This is a genomic window from Gilliamella sp. wkB7 (assembly GCF_001693435.1).
Lineage (GTDB): Bacteria > Pseudomonadota > Gammaproteobacteria > Enterobacterales > Orbaceae > Gilliamella > Gilliamella apicola_N.
The window spans coordinates 564,258-585,395 of the sequence record NZ_CM004509.1 but is presented as its reverse complement, the minus strand read 5'-3'; the positions used below and the strand labels follow the sequence as shown (position 1 = coordinate 585,395).

The following is a 21,138-nucleotide window of genomic DNA, read 5'->3' as shown; positions in this document are numbered from 1 at the left end:
GATAAATTTTGGGTTTTATTAAAAAAATAATCTATAATCAATTTAACTTACATTCATAGGAGTATACAAATGGAACAGCGTATTGGTTTGATTGGTTTAGGTAATATGGGTAATGCTATATTACAAGGTATTTTAGTGAGTAATATTGTACCAGGCACGCAAATTTATGTTTATGATACTCATCCAGAAAAAGGTGAAGATTTAAATAAATCTCACGGAGTGAATAATTTAACATCAGCAAAAGACGTAGCTCGAGAGTCAGATATCGTTTTTGTTGCTGTAAAACCTAATGTTATTGTTGATGTTCTTAGTGATATTCAAAAAGAATTAAAAAAGAATACGATAGTTGTCTCAATCGCTGCTGGAGTGACAATTAAAACAATTGCGAAAAGTATTGGTTATGAGCAAAAAATTATCCGAGTAATGCCAAATACACCAGCATTAGTTAACGCCGCCATGTGCTCTATCACACCCAATACCGAAGTTACCGATGAGGAGTTAACAATAGTACAAGAACTTTTAAATTGTATTGGTGAAACTGAAGTTGTGCCAGAATATTTAATTGATGCGGTTATTGGTGCAAGTGGTTCTTCACCTGCATTTGTTTTTATGTTTATTGAAGCTTTAGCTGATGGCGCAGTTAAAGGCGGATTATCAAGAAAACAAGCTTATAAATTTGCTGCTCAAGCGGTTATGGGATCTGCAAAATTGTTGCTTGAAACAGGTAAACATCCTGGCGAGCTTAAGGACATGGTTTGTTCTCCTGCTGGTACAACCATTGAAGGCGTCCATGCGCTAGAAGAAAAAGGTTTTAGAGCGGCAGTTATTGATGCAGTAGAAGCAACAATAAAAAAATCTCAGTCAATGGCTGAAAACTAATTTATCAAAATAAATTATATTGTTATGTTATTAATGTAATATTATGATTTAGTTTATTTTGCTATTATTAACAATTATTATAAAAGATTGCTTGCATTAGTTAACTAATTATGAGTAAATAGCTTCCAGCATATGACATGCGGATTTATTTTGTAACATTTAGATATATGTAGTTGTAGTTTACTTTAACTCAGGTATTGGTTTTCTTCAGTCTCTTCTTATCAGTGTTAATAAGTAGTCTAAGTTTTATGTTTTATGAGTATAGCCTTAAATGGCTGAGATTAAATTATTTATTTATAGGAAGATTATTATGTCTAAGATTACTGGTCAAGTAAAATGGTTCAACGAAAGTAAAGGTTTTGGTTTTATTTCCCCTGCTGATGGTAGCAAAGATGTGTTTGTACATTTCTCTGCAATTTCTGGTGACGGATTTAAAACATTAGGTGAAGGTCAACAAGTAGAATTCTCTATTCAAGATAGCCCACGTGGTCCTGCTGCTGCAGACGTTACTGTGATCTAATCTTCATCTGCTTATCTTATCAGTAAATTATTACTGGTAAGATAGATATCACCGATCAACGTTATATTCCAAATCTTACCTTATCTTCCGCTAGAAATCATAAAGTATCATTTTCAAGAAAAATTTTAATAACTATTAGAAGATCACAAAGGCAAACAATGAAAAAGTTAATATTAACTGTGGTAATGTTGGGTTTCTGTTCTGCTGCAACAGCAGATATACCAGAATCATGTAAAGTATATTTTGATAAAGTAGAAAATATTTATAAAAATATGCCTGAAAATACCTTTAATAAAGAAATACTCGACATAATAAAACAAAACCTTGAAAAAGCAAAACAAGAAATTATTGCTTTGCCGGAAGATAAACAAGTTGCTGCTTGTGCTCAAGGTTTAGAATTACTTAAACAAATCGATAAATAGAATTCTGGTAGAAAAATTTAACGTTTATTATTACGTCGAAAATCCCAAGGGGCTATAGGTTTTTTATCTTTCCATAGTCCTTTTTTGCTTTGCTTAGCCTTTGCTTCAATTTTAACCATCAATTTATTATTAGCCACGCCTTTATAACGATAAGCCCAAGCATAGCCACTTTCAACCATTTTGGCATTTATATTTACCTTATTTAAGAAAATAGTGCCTAATGTTCTTTTATAAATATCTTTCTTGCTCGACTTTACAAAAACTTTTTTACCTGCGATAAGTGAGGCTAAATATTGCTTCGACTTATTGCCATAAGCTTGATTGCTTTCTGGTGCATCGATATCAAGTAAACGAACACGAATTTTTTGTTTCTTAATGGTTAATATATCAACTGTATCGCCATCGATAACTTTTACGACTTTGCCACTGAAATCAGCGTAAACGAAACTATTTAAAAAAAAAGATAAAATAAAAAAAATAAAAAAACGTTTTAAGAAAATCATAAATTATACTAGATCAAAAAAGTTAATTATTAAAAGTAGACGGGTAAAGTGATGAGTTAGCGATATGACTTATTGAAAATTGTAAGGCATTTTGCATTATTGTGAATCTATCTTTAAATTTTGTTTTATAAAAATCACTCACATAAAAATATTATTAAATTACATTAATAAAGCATAACCACCAGTGTGACAATAGTTTATAAAGCTAACTGAATAAATTCGGTATTCTATTCTTATATTTTGAGCAAATATAAGAATAGAAAGTCAAAGTAATTTAAAATTCACTTGTATCTTTAAAAAGACCCACTTTTAAATCAGTTGCTTCGTAAATTAATTTTCCATCAACAAAAACTTCACCATCGCCAATACCCATAATTAATTTACGGTTAATAACACGTTTAAAATGAATTTTGTAAGTAACTTTTTTATTGATTGGAAGTATTTGACCTTTAAATTTAACTTCGCCCACACCTAAAGCACGACCTTTACCTTTACCGCCAATCCAGCCTAAATAAAACCCAACTAATTGCCACATAGCGTCAAGACCAAGACAGCCAGGCATTACTGGATCATTTTTGAAATGACATTTAAAAAACCATAAATCGGGATTAATATCAAGTTCTGCCTCAACATAACCTTTACCAAAATTACCACCATCTTCATTCATTTCGATAATGCGATCCATCATTAGCATTAAATCAGACGGTAATGGAGGGCCATCATGACCAAATAATTCATTATTACCTGATTTAATCAGATCTGCTTTATCATACGAAGATTTACGTTCAAATGTCATAGAAAAACCCTTTATCTTATGTAATTACATGCGTGGCAAACAAAATTAAATTATTAAGAGCCATGCTTTAAAAAAAACCTAAAAGCGAATAACACACTTAATTTTAACTTATTAATCAATTAAATGCTAAGATAAAGTTTATTAGGTATTATTGTTTTTTGCAATATTTTTGCCATTTACTAAGCCAGCTATCACGCTTTTTGTCTTGTATTAGTACTGATTGCATACGAGCATGAATCAGTTTATACAAATTGATGCTACTGCTATCTTTATAAGGCATACCTGTAAGCAGATAGAGTGCATCAGCGATATGCTCAACTGTCCAAATTGAAAACTGCTCTTTTTCAATTGCTTCAATAACTTCATCATTTAAACTTAAATGACGTTGATTGGTCGCAGGGATAATCACACCTTGTTGCCCAGTTAAGCCTTGATGTTTGCAAACAGCAAAAAACCCTTCAATTTTTTCATTTACACCGCCAATAGATTGTACATGGCCAAACTGATCAACTGACCCAGTGACTGCCAATTGCTGATCGATGGCTTGCTCTGATAATGCGCTTATTATTGCGCAAAGTCCAGCAAGAGATGCACTATCTCCATCAATTTCATTATAAGACTGCTCAAACACTAATGATGTGGAAAAAGGGATCTGATGATTAATAGCAAATTCAGACATTATAAAAGCCTGCATAATCATCATGCCTTTAGAATGGATACTGCCCGCTAAATCAGTTTTCCGCTCAATATCAATAAATTCTCCATCCCCAAAATGAATAAGGCAGCTTAAGCGTGTTGGCTCGCCAATTGCTTTTGGGTATCCAGGATATTCAATTACCGATAATCCATTAACTTGACCCACAACTTGATCTTTTGTGTTAATCATAATTTGATTAGTAAAGATTTCATCATGTAATCTTTCTTGCAAATAAGCTTCATGCCAAGATTTTTGTTTTATTGCTTGGGTAACAGCAAATTCATTTATAGCATTATTTTGTGAAAAATGTGTCGCATTCACCAAAACAGAATTAATCCAATCTACTGAAAGGGGTAAATAATATTGATCGCCTGTATAGCGGGTCGCTTCTTTATAAAGTTTACCAATCGCTGAATTATCAATATTAGGCAACTGTTGCTTATCAGCAATAAATTTTAAGTAATCAACCCATTGTTCAATATTTTCTATTGATTTTACTGGTAATTCATTTTCAAACTCAGTATAGATTGAGGTTGCATAAAACTCTGGTTCAAAATCTTGCAACTCAGCTAAACTTAATCTATCACCAACAAAAATAACACGCAAATCTAGAGGCATAGGAGGAATAGACAATGGTAACGGGTGTGATTCATCAGACGAAAACCATTCAAATTCTTGTTTAATGACCATCTGTTTTAACTTTATCCAAAGCTCTGGTTGGCTTAGTAATGAGCGTAGCCCTAAAATTAAAATGCCACCATTAATTTGATGAACTAAACCTGCTTGTAGCTTAATCTGACCATTTTCAGGTTGTCTGACGCAACCAAAAAGCTTTTCAGAATCGACAGCGGAAACAGCTAAACAACTATCTTGAACGGCAAAATTATCTTGCTTACTTTTTGCTTTGTTCAGTGTGATTTTATTTTCATTGAAAAAATAGCTGTAGCCTAATTCTGATGATGACAAATCAGATTTAACCGCTTGCTCAAGTAAAGAAAATAAAAGTTCACTTTCAGGTGCTTTTAGTAGCATAAATCGTGGACTATAATTTGTTCTTGTATGCGGAGATAACAAAGATAAAGCCGAAGCAATGCGAGGTTGCCATTTAAGTAAATGGGCTGATTTATCTGACACCAATCTGGTTGTATCTACTTGGGTACTCAATGCAGAAATTTTTGTTAAATCAGGTTGGATGTGTTGTGATTTAAGTTGTGTAATTGCCAAAGTTATAGTCTTTATTGTTAGCTGAATAGATCTGGGAATTATAACAAGTATCGATTATAACGCCAACAAGTTACCTAAATCTTTATGCTAACGAATAAAAAAATTACAGAAAGATTTTTTAAAATCAGGTAAACTATGCCACAAATTAATATGTACTTACCATCTCATCATTACCAACGATTAAATATGCTCAAACTTAAAAGTAACCACTTCAAAGATGAACAGACCACACAAATTGTCAGTTGGGGTCATTGGTTTACATTGTTTAATGTATTTGTCGTAATTGCTTTGGGAAGTCAATATTTATTTATCGCTGATTGGCCTCGTACTTTTATGGGACGATTTTATGCAATTATTAGCGCAATTGGTCACTTCAGTTTTTTAACATTTATTGTTTATCTGATCTTACTTTTTCCGTTAAGCTTTTTTATTCGTTCGGCTTGTTGGCAACGAATGATTGCCATAATCATTGCAACATTGGGTATTGCACTACTTCTAATTGATATTGAAGTGTTTACGCAATTTAGAATGCATCTTAATTTATCGATTTGGCGACTGTTAACAACGCAAAAAGCCTCATTTTTAAGTACTAACCTGATTATTATTCCATTCATTCTACTTTTAGAAATATTGTTTGCAACATGGAGTTGGAAAAAATTACGCAGTTTAAGTAAGCGAAAATGTTTTGCTAGGCCTATAGTCATTCTTTTTATGCTAAGTTTTGTCTCTTCCCACTTAATTCATATTTGGGCTGATGCCAACTTTTATAGGCCAATAACCATGCAACGGTCAAGTTTGCCTCTTTCTTACCCGTTGACAGCTCGGCATTTTCTTGAACGTTATGGTTTTATAGAAGAAAATGACTATCGCAATCGTATTACTCAAGAAGGCAATCCGTTTGCACTTGCAATTGAATATCCATTAGATCGCATTACTTTTGACGATACACAATTATCGAAAAAAAATGTGCTTATGATAGTTATTGATGGTTGGAACTATAGTTTACTGACGGAAAATATGCCGTGGTTAAATGACTTTGCAAAAAGTAATATTTACTTTGGTAATAATTATGCTTCAAGCAATCAAGCTTATTTAAACGATTTTTCACTATTTTATGGTTTAGATCCAAATTATTACAACAGTATTTTAACCAGTCATAAAACATCTATTTTATTTGAAGTAGTCAACCAGCAGCACTATAACTTAGGCTTATTTTCAACAGAAGGATTTTCGGAACCTCTTTATCGTTATGCATTATTGTCTAATTTTACCTTACCTGATCCTATAAAAAAGAATAACAAACAGACAACAGATAATTGGATCACATGGTATGCTAAACAAAATGAGTTAAATAACCATGCGCCATTGTTTTCTGTTATCCAATACTCTCTGGGTAACAAAAATAAAAAAATGCCAATAGCTGAATTAGAATCCAATGCGATGAAGCTCGATCAATATTTAAAATCAATAATTGATCATTTAAAACAGTCAAACCTATTTGATAATACTATTATTATTATTGCAGGAACTAACGACATAAAAGTTGATAAAGTTAAAAAAACAGCTTTACGTAATGATGTTAATAACTTTAATCGAGAATATCTAAAAGTACCATTAATTATTTCTTGGCCAGGTAAAGAAAGTCTTAAAGTTAATCATATTACCTCACAAATAGATATATTGCCGACATTGATGCAAGATGCATTTAATGTAACAACATCTCCACAAAAATATAGTCAGGGTAATAATTTATTTAGTCAAATCTCGAAACAATGGATTATTGCAGGTAATGAAAATAAAATTGCCGCACTTTATAAAGATAAAACTATTGTCATCGATGAATATGGTCGTTCTAAAGTTTATGATTTAACGGGTAAACAATTGAAAAATGAAAAAATCAGCTTACCTATCTTTTTACAAATTGTTACCGAGAATCGACGTTTTATGGTAGTGGACAATTAACAGTTTAGATTAAAGAGAACGGATTTATTTAAGTAAAAAAATAATTAATCACTTCTTAATTAAAAAAATTGTTCTTCAAATTTCAGATTTAATTTTGTTAAAAACGAGATCACAAATAAAATATTTAATATCCATCCATATAAATCATTAACAAAGAACCGTTTAATTATGGTTCTTTTTTACAAATAAACAATAAGCCAATCAAAAATTCTGAATAAGAATTTCATTCAAAAACCGATAAAATTGACAATTAAAGCCTCAATAATGCGCATTGATAGATAGAAAAATTATTTATTAAAGCAAATTGTTGAATTTTTAATTGATAAAATTAATGAATCAGATATAAGTGGCTGAAATTAGAGCTTTTGATGTTCATGAGAACTTTAACTTTATTAATTTTATAAATTAAAAGCTCAATTCATTTACTCAAATAACGTCATGATCACAAGAATTATTTTTAATATTAGCTATCAAATTATTAACAAAATGTAAAAAAAATTTACAAAATCATTGACCGTCCAATTTGAGGTTGTGTATTATTTATATCATCTGTTTGTTTTTTGATTAAATAATATTTAATTGGACTATATCAACCGTTTTTTGAATTAACCAAGGATCCCAACATGGATATAAAGGAGATAAAAGGAGTAGTTGCCGATAGCTTTTCTTCTTTAGTTAGTAATTTTTCACATAATAACTATTCTCTATCAATTGAAAATATTGAAACTTCTCAAATTTCAATATTATCGATAGAAGGTCATGAACATCTAAATCAACCTTGGCAGTATACCATACATTTTACTAGCCAAAATAAACAAATCGCTATTGCATCTGTGCTTAGTCAATTTGCCTCATTGACTTTTCACCCTGCCAATTTACCTAGTGAATTGATTAACATCGGTTCATCAATAGCAAGTGACAAACCCAAAACCATCTATGGTGTTATCACTGAGTTTAGTTTAATTTCAATTAGCAATGATGAAGCACATTATCAAGTCATACTTGAACCACGAATAGCATTACTGGCTAACAACCATCAAAGCGCAATATTCCAAAATAAAAGTGTGATCGATGTTGTGGAAGAGGTTTTGCGTAATCATAATTTTACAGGTGTTGATTTTCGCTTCGAATTAAACCAAACCTATCCTATTCGAGAATTTATTACTCAGTGGCAAGAAAGTGATTTAGCTTTCATTCAACGACTACTGGCAGACATAGGTGCTTATTTTTATATTAGTACTCATTTAGAACATAATTGCGATACTATCGTCATCAGTGATTATGAACAAGGATACCAAGATGCTGGAAGTACTATTATTAAGCAACCAAATGGTTTAAATGACAGTCAGCGATATAGTGTATGGGATTTACAATTCAGTAGTAAAACAAAACCTAACCAAGTTAGTGTTAATGATTACAATTATCGTATGGCTGACAGTTCACTTTATGGCAGTGATAACAGTCAACCAAATGATACTACTACCCGTGGTGAAGATTATCGTTACGAAGAGCATCATAAATCGCTCGGCGATGCACAGACAGTTGAAAGTGGTAGTTGGTATGCACATATAAGACATCAACATTACATGAGCGAACAACTCATTATTTCGGGCAAATGTAATGACTATAAACTCATTCCTGGTCAACATATCACAATTGAAGATTGTCCAATTGCAGATATAAAAGACGGTATTATTATTGTTTCGACCAATTGTACGGGTAATCGAACTGATTCTTATCAAACACAATTCACGGCTATACCTTATGATGGACTTAAACCGTATCGTCCTGCACCATTGCCATGGCCACAAGTAAGTGGCACCTTACCTGCAAGGGTAACAAGTCCTAATGATGATACTTATGGTTATATTGATACCCAAGGCCGCTATCGTATTAAATTCAATTTTGATTTAAAAAATTGGAAAAAAGGTGAGGAAAGTTTATGGGTCAGATTGGCAAAACCGTATGCTGGTGATACATATGGCTTTCATTTTCCCCTTATTGATTCCACTGAAGTCGCCGTAGCGTTCACTAATGGTAATCCAGATCGTCCTTATATTGCTCATGCTATGCATGACAGTAGCCATCCAGACCATGTTACCACTATCAACAAACATCGCAATGTGATACGCACTCCAGCTAATAATAAACTGCGAATGGATGACAAACGCGGGCAAGAGCATATAAAACTGGCAACAGAATTCGGCAAAACTCAACTTAACCTTGGTCATCTGGTTAATGAAAAAAAAGAACAGCGAGGTAGTGGGTTAGAGCTACGTACCGATGAATGGGGGGCGATAAGAGCAGGTAAAGGGTTATACATAACCAGTGAAGAACAAGTAAAAGCGGGTAATAAACAGTTACAAATGGATAGTGCCATTAGTGAGCTTGCACAAGCCAGTGAAATGGTGAAAAGGCTCAATGAATTGGCACAAGCGGCTCAAGCCGAACTTTCTGATTTACAAACACAAAAACAGCTATTTGAACAAAGCTTACAAGAATTAAAGCAACCAGGAATATTAACTTACTCACCTTCTGGGATAGCTGATGTGACTCCAAGTTCTATCCAACAAACTGCGGGTGAAAACATTATTCAAACAGCGCAAAGCAGTATTGATGTTAACGCCTTTAAACGTTTTATGGTAACCGCTGGCAATATGATTAGCCTTTTTGCCAATGCTATGGGTATAAAAATATTTGCATCAAAAGGTAATGTAGATATCCAAGCACAAAATGAAGAAATGCTATTAACTTCTAAACAAAATATGAAAATTACAAGTACTGACAGTGAAGTCATTATCTCAGCAAACAAAAAACTTACTCTTGCGTGTGACGGTGTTGGTATTGTATTGGAAAACGGCACTATAAAATTTATGGCTCCTGGTGATATTGAAGCGCATGTTGCTAGCTTTGGTGTGATAAGTCCATTAAGTTACAATGGCAGTTTACCTGAATTACCAGCAGGTAGTACATGTAAGGAGAAAGGGTAATGAAGCAACAATTAATTGCTCTGCTAGATAATGAAAATAACCAAAAATATTATCGTTACTTATTGCTTGATCCACTCACATCGGTAAGTGAACTTGATTTTGTTGGGTTAAATAATATAAAAGATTTATATGGCGAACAAGCCGTTACACCAGTTGTCAGAAAAGATTTAGCTTATGACTTAGACGCTTGCCCGCAATTAGTAACGCTTGGTAAACCAAACCAAGAGCTTGAAAACCGATTACTACATTTTAGTTTGATTGAGGCAAAAGGTGAGATATTGCAAAGCAAACGTTATGTATGTTGCTGGCTAGTGAGTCAATATGAGCCTAAAATTGTGGCTAAAATTTTATCTGAAATTGGTATGCATTTAACTCAGTTTTTAGGATCAATATTTGTCCCTTTTTATGAGCCGTTTCGGATGCAATTGTTGCATCAAGGTAATCTAATCTGCCCAGAATTTTTGGCTGATTTATTGAGCAGTTTTGTGAGTTACAGTTATTTAACCGTTAATAAAACTATCGAAACGATCAATAATTTAGGTTACAAACCGAATCCATCAACGATCTTTTTGAGTGAAGATGCAAAATTTTATAATCAACATATCAAAAAGATTTTTGATATCTATTTATCACAAGCAAATATTTATATAAAACTTGATAAAGAAACTACCCAAATTAATTTACTCGATTTGGCCAGAGCTTATCACAGAGCTTGCTCTTACGGTTTAACCAATTTAAATGATCAACGAACTTTCACAATAATGACACTTCGTTATGGTAATCTACTGAGTAATAGCACGTTAAAAATGGCTATAGATCAAGCTAAGTTAAATGAAGGAAGCTTAGCAGAAAGATTTCAAGCGATAGATAGACAAGAGTTTTTATCGATAAAAAACTAAAATAAATAAGAATGAATAATGGAAGAAACAATGACCGGTAATTTAGAAAATACAGAACAAACAGAAACAATAAGTAAAGAAAAACAAAAAAAAGCAGAAGATTTAGAAGATAGAATAATTTATGGTGAACTGGATAAAGGAAAGGATTCTCATTCACCTTTAGCCAATGGCAACTGTGGTGTATGTGAACGTAAAGGTTTTCCGATTTTTTTAGTCCGAAAAGCACCGGTTAGTGCATCTTTTATATCAGCTCATAATATTGGTCTCGCTGAGAAAAAACTCTCTGACGACAATCGTGAACCGGAAGTGGATTTAATTACTCATAAATATGTGTATCGAACCTTACGGGTAGGTTATGTTTATATTCTAGTCAAACATAAACAAAAAGGTTGGGAATTTATGGGATATGAAGTCACTCCATCAGGAGTATTTCGTCATAAAACCATTACCGATGTTAAAGAACGCAATGTTAAAGAAATTCCTACAGATTGTACTAAAGACGGCAATAATCATCATATACCCGGTTCTTTTATTAATATAGATACCAGTGTGTATGAGGGAGAGGCCTATATAGCCTATACTCGCAGAGCTTGGTCACAAGGGAAAAACAGCACAATTGAAAAATACCTTAAATTGATGAACGAATCTTCCCTTACCATCGATTTACCCTCTAAGAAAGAGCAAGATTCATCTGAATCACAAGATCAAGCAGCTCAAGTCGTTGAACGCAACACAAAAACGATTGAGTTAGATACTGCATTAAAACGCTTTACCAAAATAAATTTGAATGAAGAGTCTTACAAAGATCCTGATAAGCTTACTGAAGGGGGGAAACGCAGTTTTAGATTAAAATCGTTAGACTCTGAAAAATCATTATTAGAGTCAAATTCATTATTAGAATCAAATTCATTATTAGAATTAGCCGTTGATCCAAAAATGATAGTGCATAATGATAATGAAAATAATGATGAGAACAATCAAAAAGAGTTAATTCCAGATAGAAACACCTTTATAACTGCCCATAAATTCAATTCACTACGCGACCGTAAAGGAAAAGGCGTAGAAAAAGGAGACGGCGTAGAATATGAATATGAGGCTAAATCTAGTAAATTGGTCGAACAGATTAAGAAATTTGAACAATCAGGCAAATATGTTGTACCGGTAGTTATTGTTGAAGATCCATTTGGTATTGCTGAAGAATTAAGTCTACAGCGTCAGTTAAAAATTGAACCGATAGCACAATCGGTTGTAAGAGCGGAAGAAATATATAATAAAAAAATAGATGAGCACTTTAGAAAATTATTTGAATCTAATAAACGGTTAGATGAAAAACTCAAGGAAAGTCTTGATGAAAATATAGAAAAGTCAGAGGAAAAGACTTCTGACATAGAAGACTATAAGCCAGTTTACCATGCGATAGAGAAAACTTCAGTTGCTAAAAGCAAGTATTTTAGTGAAGAGCGTCTTCACCTACGTAAAACATTATCACTTATTAATGATTATCGAAACCAAATTGAATCGATAGAGATATCCCAAGCCAAAGATATTATTTATTATGATTATATTATTGAAGCGAACGTAGAAAATAGAATGGAAACATATACTTGGCTAAATTCAGAAGAATATCTAAATCAAGGACTTATCGAAATCACCTTGAGTGAAGAAGAAAAGCGTAAACAACTGGAAAAGAAGCAAAAAGGACAAGATAAATCATACCTTTCTTATGAAGATGTTCGAGCGTTCCGATGTGATAATACTATTCTACAAGCTACTAAAGAAAAAATTGCGAAAGAACGAGCTAAATATGATAATTTACTTGATTTGGAAAAAGAAAGAAAGTTTCTTGAGGAAGATAAAGCGGATTACAATGCTATTTTGGAGTCAATATCAAATTTTTCACAAGATTATTTTTATTATTTAACATGGCTATTTGGGTTTGAGGGTTGTTCAGAATATGCACCAAAATCAATCAATAAGTTTAATGATTGTGAATTTTGGCTGATTGAGTGTGATACCAATGCATCCAATAACCATGTTGGGTATCTAACCGATTTTTTAGCCTTAATTGATTTTGCTTATTTAGGCGGCATTAAGACCGAAGAACAAACAGCCGTATGGGATACATTACTAAATAACAAAAATAGTCTGCTTTATCATATTATTGACGGTAAAAAAGGCAGTTTTTGGGAACTTGTTTTACATAAACGTCTTAAAATTATGGAAGATGAACTGTCGACAATTTCTGAATTCCAACCACAATTAACGCATGAAACCAATAATGAAGAAATTAAAAAACATCTGCAACAGCAGGAAGAAAACCAACTGAAAGCAGAGCAGGAGCGACAACAACAAACTAAAATCATTTTACAAGAACTTGAAGCTGAACAGCCCCAAAATCAATTGGATGAGAGTTTTTTCAGTGAAAAAGGTCAATTAATGCTAACGCTTTACTCCATGTTATTAACACGTGTATCTTCAGGAATAACTAATCGCCCTACTGAAAAAGCTGAAACACAAAAAGACAGTTTGATTAAACAAAATGCCAAAAAACTCATGATTGAAAGTGGCCTAATTATTAATGGGGAATTAATATTATATTTACAGTTACAAAACATCCCAGCTCTTGAATTAAATTCAATACAGACTTATTTTGAGCCGTTATCCCACAGTGCCACTCCATTACCAACGTTTGATTATACGGTATCGGACAGTAGTCAACAAGCCGAAACTGACTGGGATGCTGTTGACCGTACTTTGAATTATATAGATATGGCCAATAAAATAGTTGAAGTGGCGAATGCACCAAAAATTCTGGCCAGTGGTAGGACATTTTTCCGTGCAGTGTACCGCTATATTTTACGCGATCCATCGGTAATGAGGTTCCCAGTTAAAGATTTAAAAAAGATATTCATTCAAAGCTATAATAATATTAAAAAAATGAATGGAGAATCTATTTTAAATTCAGTTAAAAACGCAGGATTAAATCCTACCACCAGAGTGAATGCCATAAGTGTTAGTCTTGCTAGCAGTCAGTTGTTAACAGCTGGATTACAAGCAGGTGTTACTTATATCCAATATCAGGAAAATTTAAAAAAATTAGAAGATAACTCGATTGGCGAAACAATACGCTATGAAATTAAGCGTGATGTACAGTTTGGTTTTTATAAAGTTGTGGCGGGATTCACAAATGCCATAAATGAATTGCTTAAATTTGCTGATTTAACGCTGAGTCAAGCTGTCAGAACATTTATTACCAACCGGGCAAGTTTAAGCACGTTAGTTAATGGTGTATTTAAAATCTCAGCTGGTGCTGTGGGTGTTATGGGCATAATTAGCAGTGTGATTTCCATTACTGAAGGATGCTTCCTTTTTGCTAAAGGAATGCAAAAAAGTGGTGCTGTTGGTACAGCTTTATGTATCGCAGGTGGTTTACAGGTTATATCGGGGATAGCTAGCTTAGCACAATCGATAGGCTTAATGTTATCCATATCTATATTCAGCGGGCCTATTGGCGTGGCGATTTTTGTGTTCGCATTGGTGGCACAACTTGCCGTAGCAATTATCCAATTAATATTTAAAGATGAATCAGATGATTGGGATAAAATGCAAATCTGGTTTAATAACTGCTTGTTTGGCACCAAATCATCAGATAAAGGCATCGCTTATGCTGAGACCTTTGATGGTATGGCACTGGAAATTAATGACTTTATGGCTGCTTTGATTAATCTAGATGCAGTAATACAGTTAGAAGAACAACCGATTTATTACCAAGAACAGATGCGTTTGTACAAACAAACTAAACTTTATAATGACAAGCAAACTAATTCGGGTCGACCCACAGGACCTACAAATATTGCACACTTGTGTCGGGAAATTTATATCTCATTTATTTTACCAAATTATGATGAAAACCAAAGTGAATATGAAGGTATGTTAAGATTTTTTGATAGAAATAATCAAGAAACCGTGGCGCTGAAAATTACCAATGGTGATGAATTTCCAATTTTGGAGTTTGTTAACGATTCACCAGAAGATTTACTGATAAAACGGCAGATACCCCTAGAACCTGTTGATGATGATGAAGATTTAATTCCAAGAAAAGTTGGACGAATTGAGTCATATAAAAAAGCAACTGACTCGGAAGAGAATGAATTGAATTATTTTCAAGTTTTTTATAAAGTGGGTGAATTTTGTTATTTGAGTATTAAAGAGCTTTATTTACAATTAAATTATTGGCCAAAAGGTCAAACGTCACAAAATAGCCAAAATAAAATTGTCAACAACCCACCATTGATGATTTATTACACTTATAAAAATCCTCACGCCTAGTAAGCGGTTTTTAACCTATAAGGAAGCGCATAATGAAAAAAATTATCCAATTAACAACCGCAATATTTGTAACGAGTCTTCTTTTGGGTTGTGATACCTATAATAAAGAGGAGTTCAAAAAATCAGCTCAAAATATGTATGATAGAGTTCAAACTAACCTCAAAATCAAAGGAAATTTCTGTTTTTATTTGGGGTCTGTAAAATTTCCTTATACAGATATTCTTCCTTCAAACGAAGATACTCAATGGGAAGGTTGGAATAAAGCTAAATTAATTAAAACATTACCCTTATTTGCAGAAATAGGCTTATTAACTCGTCAGCCCGTTGAAAGTGAGGAAAGACTCTACCATTATGATTTGACCGAGTTGGGGCAAGAATATTTATATTCTTTTTTTAACAAAACACCAAGTGGATACACAATTTACAATAATGCTTTTTGCTATGGTCCAATAAAAGTGATTAAAGTCAGAGATGTGAGCGAAAAAACGTATGAACGAGGTTTGAGCGGTTATAATGAAACGCAAATTACAGTAAAAATCAATTATCAAGTAGTAAACACTCCAGAATGGGTAATTAATAATCAAAATAAACTCAAAACATTATATGGTTCTAGTTCCGTGCGCTTGCCAGATGTTACATACCCTCAGAGCTTACTGTATATAAAAGGCAAAGATGGCAAACTATATCAAGATTCATCCGCTTATTTTCTTAAAAAACCTTCTGGAGAATTATTAACTGATAAAGAATAAATGATGAAAAAAATTATCCAATTAACAACTGCAATATTTGTAACGAGTCTTCTATAAATAAGAATGAATAATGGAAGAAACAATGACCGGTAATTTAGAAAATACTGAACAAACAGAAACAATAAGTAAAGAAAAACAAAAAAAAGCAGAAGATTTAGAAGATAGAATAATTTATGGTGAACTGGATAAAGGAAAGGATTCTCATTCACCTTTAGCCAATGGCAACTGTGGTGTATGTGAACGTAAAGGTTTTCCGATTTTTTTAGTCCGAAAAGCACCGGTTAGTGCAACTTTTATATCAAAACATAATATTGGTATTGCTGAGAAAAAACTCTCTGAGGACAATCGTGAACCGGAAGTGGATTTAATTACTCATAAATATGTGTATCGAACCTTACGGGTAGGTTATGTTTATATTCTAGTTAAACATAAACAAAAAGGTTGGGAATTCATGGGATATGAAGTCACTCCATCAGGAGTATTTCGTCATAAAACCATTACCGATGTTAAAGAACGCAATGTTAAAGAAATTCCTACAGATTGTACTAAAGACGGCAATAATCATCATATACCCGGTTCTTTTATTAATATAGATACCAGTGTGTATGAGGGAGAGGCCTATATAGCCTATACTCGCAGAGCTTGGTCACAAGGGAAAAACAGCACAATTGAAAAATACCTTAAATTGATGAACGAATCTTCCCTTACCATCGATTTACCCTCTAAGAAAGAGCAAGATTCATCTGAATCGCAAGATGAAGCAGCTCAAGTGGTTGAACGCAACACAAAAACGATTGAGTTAGATACTGCATTAAAACGCTTTACCAAAATAAATTTGAATGAAGAGTCTTACAAAGATCCTGATAAGCTTACTGAAGGGGGGAAACGCAGTTTTAGATTAAAATCGTTAGAATCTGAAAAATCATTATTAAATTCAAATTCATTATTAGAATTAGCCGTTGATCCAAAAATGATAGTGCATAATGATAATGAAAATAATGATGAGGACAAACAAAAAGAGTTAATCCAAGACGAAAACACCTTTATAACCGCCCATAAATTCAATTCACTACGCGACCGTAAAGGAAAAGGCGCAGAAAAAGGAAACGGCGTAGAATATGAATATGAGGCTGAATCTACTAAATTGAGAGACCAGATTGAAAAATTCCAACAATCAGGCAAATATGTTGTACCGGTAGTTATTGTTGAAGATCCATTTGGTATTGCTGAAGAATTAAGTCTACAGCGTCAATTAAAAATTGAACCGATAGCACAATCGGTTGTAAGAGCGGAAGAAATATATAATAAAAAAATAGATGAGCACTTTAGAAAATTATTTGAATCCAATAAACGGTTAGATGAAAAACTCAAGGAAAGTCTTGATGAAAATATAGAAAAATCAGAGGAAAAGACTTCTGACATAGAAGACTATAAGCCAGCTTACCATGCGATAGAGAAAACTTCAGTTGCTAAAAGCAAGTATTTTAGTGAAGAGCGTCTTCACCTACGTAAAACATTATCACTTATTAATGATTATCGAAACCAAATTGAATCGATAGAGATATCCCAAGCCAAAGATATTATTCATTACGAATATCTTACAGAGGTGATTTTTCGTGGCGAACCTGAACGAACAAGTTGGAAAGGAGTCAACGCTTATTTAGCTCAAGGTTATATTGAAATTCCTATGAGTGCGGAAGAAAAGCAAAAGCATCTGGAAGATGTAAAAGCTAAGCGACCACCAGGATCTCAAGTTCGTTATTTAGATGTTCGAAAATTTCGATTAGATAATACAGTTGGACAAGCTACTAAAGAAAAAATTGCGAAAGAACGAGCTAAATATGATAATTTACTTGATTTGGAAAAAGAGAGACAGTTTCTTGAGGAAGATAAAGCGGATTACAATGCTATTTTGGAGTCAATATCAAATTTTTCACAAGATTATTTTTATTATTTAACATGGCTATTTGGGTATGAGGGGTGTTCAGAATATGCACCAAAATCAATCAATAAGTTTAATGATTGTGAATTTTGGCTGATTGAGTGTGATACCAATGCATCCAATAACCATGTTGGATATCTAACCGATTTTTTAGCCTTAATTGATTTTGCTTATTTAGGCGGCATTAAAACCGAAGAACAAACAGCCGTATGGGATTCATTACTAAATAACAAAAATAGTCTGCTTTATCATATTATTGACGGTAAAAAAGGCAGTTTTTGGGAACTTGTTTTACATAAACGTCTTAAAATTATGGAAGATGAATTGTCGACAATTTCTGAATTCCAACCACAATTAATGCATAAAACTAATAATGAAGAAATTAAAAAACATCTGCAACAGCAGGAAGAAAACCAGCTGAAAGCAGAACAGGAACGACAACAACAAACTAAAATCATTTTACAAGAACTTGAAGCTGAGCAGTCCCAAAACCAATTGGATGAGAGTTTTTTCAGTGAAAAAGGTCAATTAATGTTAACGCTTTACTCCATGTTATTAACACGGGTATCTTCAGGGATAACTAATCGCCCTACTGAGAAAGCTGAAACACAAAAAGACAGTTTGATCAAACAAAATGCCAAAAAACTCATGATTGAAAGTGGTCTAATTGTTAATGGGGAATTAATATTATATTTACAGTTACAAAACATCCCGGCCCTTGAATTAAATTCAATACAGACTTATTTTGAGCCGTTATCCCACAGTGCCACTCCATTACCAACGTTTGATTATACGGTATCCGACAGTAGTCAACAAGCCAAAACTGACTGGGATGTTGTTGAACGTAGATTGAATTATATGGATTTGGCCAATAAAATAGCTGAAGTGGCGAATGCACCAAGAATCCTGGCTAGTGGTAGGACATTTTACCGTGCAGTGTGCCGCTATTTTTTAGGCGATCCATCGGTAATGAGGTTCCCATTTAAAGATTTAAAAAAATATTCATTCAAAGCTATAATAATATTAAAAAAATGAATGGAGAATCTATTTTAAATTCAGTTAAAAACGCAGGATTAAATCCTACCACAAGAGTGAATGCCATAAGTGTTGGTATTGCTAGCAGTCAGTTGTTAACAGCTGGATTACAAGCAGGTGTGACTTATATCCAATATCAGGAAAATTTAAAAAAATTAGAAGATAATTCGATTGGTGAAACAATACGCTATGAAATTAAGCGTGATGTACAGTTCGGTTTTTATAAAGTTGTGGCGGGATTCACAAATACCATAAATGAATTGCTTAAATTTGCTGATTTAACGCTGAGTCAAGCTGTCAGAACATTTATTACCAACCGGGCAAGTTTAAGCACGTTAGTTAATGGTGTATTTAAAATCTCAGCTGGTGCTGTAGGTGTTATGGGCATAATTAGCAGTGTGATTTCCATTGCTGAAGGATGCTTCCTTTTTGCAAAAGGGATGCAAAAAAGTGGAGCGGTTGGTACAGCTTTATGTATCGCAGGTGGTTTACAGGTTATATCGGGGATTGCTAGCTTAGCACAATCGATAGGCTTAATGTTATCCATATCTATATTCAGCGGACCTATTGGCGTAGCGATTTTTGTTTTTGCATTGGTGGCACAACTTGCCATAGCGATTATCCAATCAATATATAAAGATGAATCAGACGATTGGAATAAAATGCAAATCTGGTTTAATAACTGCTTGTTTGGCACCAAATCATCAGATAAAGGCATCGCTTATGCTGAGACATTTGATAGTATGGCACTGGAAATTAATGACTTTATGGCTGCTTTAATTAATCTACATGCAGTAATACAATTACAAGAAAAACCGATTTATTACCAAGAACAGATGCGTTTGTACAAACAAACTAAACTTCATAATGACAAGCAAACTAAATCGGGTCGACCCACAGGACCTACAAGTATTGCACACTTGTGTCGGGAAATTTATATTTCATTTATTTTACCAAATTATGATGAAAAACAAAGTGAATATAAAGGTATGTTAAGGTTTTTTGATAGAAATAATCAAGAAACCGTTGCTTTAAAAATTACAAAAGGTAAGGAATTTCCAATTTTGGAGTTTGCCAACGGTTCACCAGAAGATTTATTGATAAAACGTCAAGAACCTTTGAAACCGGCTGATTTGCCTACAACGTTAGTTCCAAGCAAAGTAGGAAGAATTGAATTATATAAAAAAGCAACTGATTCAGAAAATAATGAATTGAATTATTTTCAAGTTTTTTATAAGGTGGGCGAATTTTGTTATCTAAGTATTGAAGAGATTTATTTACAATTAAATTATTGGCCGAAAGGTCAAACGTCGCAAAATAGTCAAAATAAAATTATTGACAACCCACCATTGATGATTTATTACACTTATAAAAATCATCACTCCCTTGTGATGGGTTTTTAAAATATAGGAAAATAGATAATGAAAAATAATGTCCAATTAATAATCCTAATACTTGTGTCCAGTCTTCTTTTTGGTTGCGATACTTATAATAAAGAGGAGTTCAAAAAATTAACTCAAAACGTTTATGATAGAGTACAAGCCAAAACTAAAATCAAAGGAAATTTCTGTTATTATTTGGGATCTGTGAAATTTCCTTATACAGATATTCCCCCTTTAAAGGAAGATACTCAATGGGATGGTTGGAATAAAGAGGATTTAGCAAAAACCTTACCCTTATTTGCAGAAATAGGCTTATTAACTCGGCAGCCCGTTGAAAGTGAGGAAAAACTCTACCATTATGATTTGACCGAGTTGGGGCAAGAATATTTATATTCTTTTTTTAACAAAACACCAAGTGGAGACACAATTTATAATAATGCTTTTTGCTATGGTCCAATAAAAGTGATTAAAGTCAGAGATGTGAGCGAAAAAACGTATGAACATGGTAGGTATAGTAATAATGAAACATTGGTGTCTGTTAATATTGATTATCAAGTAGTTAATACGCCTGAATGGGTAATTAACAATCAAGATAAACTCAAAGCATTATATGGTTCACATTACGTATTCTTGCCAAATGTTACTTACCCTGAAACGCAACTGTATATTAAAGGTAAAGATGGCAAATTATATTTAGAATCATGGTCTTATCTTCTTATGCAACCTTCTGGAAAGTTATTAACTGATAAAGAATAAATGATGAAAAAAATTATCCAATTAACAACTGCAATATTTGTAACGAGTCTTCT

The 21,138-nt window shown here is 33.0% G+C and carries 14 protein-coding genes; 11 read left to right on the top strand and 3 right to left on the bottom strand.

The window, feature by feature from the left end:
* Window positions 1-69: 69 nt before the first annotated feature.
* From proC to A9G17_RS02505, 3 genes are all read left to right on the top strand, one after another.
* Window positions 70-879 (top strand): pyrroline-5-carboxylate reductase, encoded by an 810-nt coding sequence (gene proC, locus A9G17_RS02515; RefSeq protein WP_065737355.1) that lies wholly within the window; start codon window positions 70-72, stop codon window positions 877-879.
* A gap of 310 nt (window positions 880-1,189) precedes the next feature.
* Window positions 1,190-1,399, top strand: coding sequence for a transcription antiterminator/RNA stability regulator CspE (cspE, locus tag A9G17_RS02510; RefSeq protein ID WP_065737354.1), 210 nt, complete (start codon window positions 1,190-1,192; stop codon window positions 1,397-1,399).
* 158 nt (window positions 1,400-1,557) lie between these two features.
* The gene (locus A9G17_RS02505; RefSeq protein WP_065737353.1) at window positions 1,558-1,821 is read left to right on the top strand and encodes a DUF5339 domain-containing protein; all 264 of its coding nucleotides are present in this window, start codon (window positions 1,558-1,560) and stop codon (window positions 1,819-1,821) included.
* Between the two features lie 17 nt (window positions 1,822-1,838).
* Here the strand turns inward: A9G17_RS02505 and A9G17_RS02500 are convergent, their stop codons facing one another.
* From A9G17_RS02500 to A9G17_RS02490, 3 genes are all read right to left on the bottom strand, one after another.
* Window positions 1,839-2,324 carry a thermonuclease family protein gene (locus tag A9G17_RS02500; protein ID WP_065737352.1) on the bottom strand — a complete coding sequence of 162 codons (486 nt, stop codon included), beginning with the start codon at window positions 2,322-2,324 and terminating at the stop codon, window positions 1,839-1,841.
* Window positions 2,325-2,598: 274 nt separating this feature from the next.
* Window positions 2,599-3,120 (bottom strand): bifunctional 3-hydroxydecanoyl-ACP dehydratase/trans-2-decenoyl-ACP isomerase, encoded by a 522-nt coding sequence (gene fabA, locus A9G17_RS02495; RefSeq protein WP_065737351.1) that lies wholly within the window; start codon window positions 3,118-3,120, stop codon window positions 2,599-2,601.
* A gap of 148 nt (window positions 3,121-3,268) precedes the next feature.
* Window positions 3,269-5,041: an AAA family ATPase gene (locus A9G17_RS02490; RefSeq protein ID WP_218059741.1), complete on the bottom strand. Its 1,773-nt coding sequence runs from the start codon at window positions 5,039-5,041 to the stop codon at window positions 3,269-3,271.
* 135 nt (window positions 5,042-5,176) lie between these two features.
* On the opposite strand from A9G17_RS02490, the gene A9G17_RS02485 reads away from it, so the two are divergent.
* The 8 genes from A9G17_RS02485 to A9G17_RS02450 all read left to right on the top strand — a co-directional run bounded on the left by A9G17_RS02485 (window position 5,177) and on the right by A9G17_RS02450 (window position 21,085).
* The gene (locus A9G17_RS02485) at window positions 5,177-7,003 is read left to right on the top strand and encodes a DUF3413 domain-containing protein (RefSeq protein ID WP_081301644.1); all 1,827 of its coding nucleotides are present in this window, start codon (window positions 5,177-5,179) and stop codon (window positions 7,001-7,003) included.
* A gap of 623 nt (window positions 7,004-7,626) precedes the next feature.
* Window positions 7,627-9,993 (top strand): type VI secretion system Vgr family protein, encoded by a 2,367-nt coding sequence (locus A9G17_RS02480; RefSeq protein WP_065737349.1) that lies wholly within the window; start codon window positions 7,627-7,629, stop codon window positions 9,991-9,993.
* Complete coding sequence (locus A9G17_RS02475; protein WP_065737348.1) at window positions 9,993-10,892, top strand: hypothetical protein; 900 nt, start codon at window positions 9,993-9,995, stop codon at window positions 10,890-10,892. Before A9G17_RS02480 ends, A9G17_RS02475 begins: the two co-directional genes overlap by 1 nt.
* Window positions 10,893-10,922: 30 nt before the next feature.
* Window positions 10,923-15,221, top strand: a complete 4,299-nt coding sequence (locus A9G17_RS02470) for a toxin VasX (protein ID WP_141677548.1) — start codon at window positions 10,923-10,925, stop codon at window positions 15,219-15,221.
* A gap of 32 nt (window positions 15,222-15,253) precedes the next feature.
* Complete coding sequence (locus A9G17_RS02465; RefSeq protein WP_065737346.1) at window positions 15,254-15,970, top strand: hypothetical protein; 717 nt, start codon at window positions 15,254-15,256, stop codon at window positions 15,968-15,970.
* 82 nt (window positions 15,971-16,052) lie between these two features.
* Window positions 16,053-18,947 carry a toxin VasX gene (locus tag A9G17_RS02460; protein WP_141677547.1) on the top strand — a complete coding sequence of 965 codons (2,895 nt, stop codon included), beginning with the start codon at window positions 16,053-16,055 and terminating at the stop codon, window positions 18,945-18,947.
* On the top strand, window positions 18,944-20,350 hold the full coding sequence (locus tag A9G17_RS02455; RefSeq protein WP_065737344.1) for a hypothetical protein: 1,407 nt from the start codon (window positions 18,944-18,946) through the stop codon (window positions 20,348-20,350). Before A9G17_RS02460 ends, A9G17_RS02455 begins: the two co-directional genes overlap by 4 nt.
* 18 nt (window positions 20,351-20,368) lie before the next feature.
* Complete coding sequence (locus A9G17_RS02450) at window positions 20,369-21,085, top strand: hypothetical protein (protein WP_065737343.1); 717 nt, start codon at window positions 20,369-20,371, stop codon at window positions 21,083-21,085.
* The last annotated feature ends 53 nt before the right edge of the window (window positions 21,086-21,138 follow it).

Coding starts and splice junctions, on each gene's coding strand:
- proC (WP_065737355.1), top strand. CDS start 70: ATGGAACAGCGTATTGGTTTGATTGGTTTAGGTAATATGGGTAATGCT.
- cspE (WP_065737354.1), top strand. CDS start 1,190: ATGTCTAAGATTACTGGTCAAGTAAAATGGTTCAACGAAAGTAAAGGT.
- A9G17_RS02505 (WP_065737353.1), top strand. CDS start 1,558: ATGAAAAAGTTAATATTAACTGTGGTAATGTTGGGTTTCTGTTCTGCT.
- A9G17_RS02500 (WP_065737352.1), bottom strand. CDS start 2,324: ATGATTTTCTTAAAACGTTTTTTTATTTTTTTTATTTTATCTTTTTTT.
- fabA (WP_065737351.1), bottom strand. CDS start 3,120: ATGACATTTGAACGTAAATCTTCGTATGATAAAGCAGATCTGATTAAA.
- A9G17_RS02485 (WP_081301644.1), top strand. CDS start 5,177: ATGCCACAAATTAATATGTACTTACCATCTCATCATTACCAACGATTA.
- A9G17_RS02480 (WP_065737349.1), top strand. CDS start 7,627: ATGGATATAAAGGAGATAAAAGGAGTAGTTGCCGATAGCTTTTCTTCT.
- A9G17_RS02475 (WP_065737348.1), top strand. CDS start 9,993: ATGAAGCAACAATTAATTGCTCTGCTAGATAATGAAAATAACCAAAAA.
- A9G17_RS02470 (WP_141677548.1), top strand. CDS start 10,923: ATGACCGGTAATTTAGAAAATACAGAACAAACAGAAACAATAAGTAAA.
- A9G17_RS02465 (WP_065737346.1), top strand. CDS start 15,254: ATGAAAAAAATTATCCAATTAACAACCGCAATATTTGTAACGAGTCTT.
- A9G17_RS02460 (WP_141677547.1), top strand. CDS start 16,053: ATGACCGGTAATTTAGAAAATACTGAACAAACAGAAACAATAAGTAAA.
- A9G17_RS02455 (WP_065737344.1), top strand. CDS start 18,944: ATGAATGGAGAATCTATTTTAAATTCAGTTAAAAACGCAGGATTAAAT.
- A9G17_RS02450 (WP_065737343.1), top strand. CDS start 20,369: ATGAAAAATAATGTCCAATTAATAATCCTAATACTTGTGTCCAGTCTT.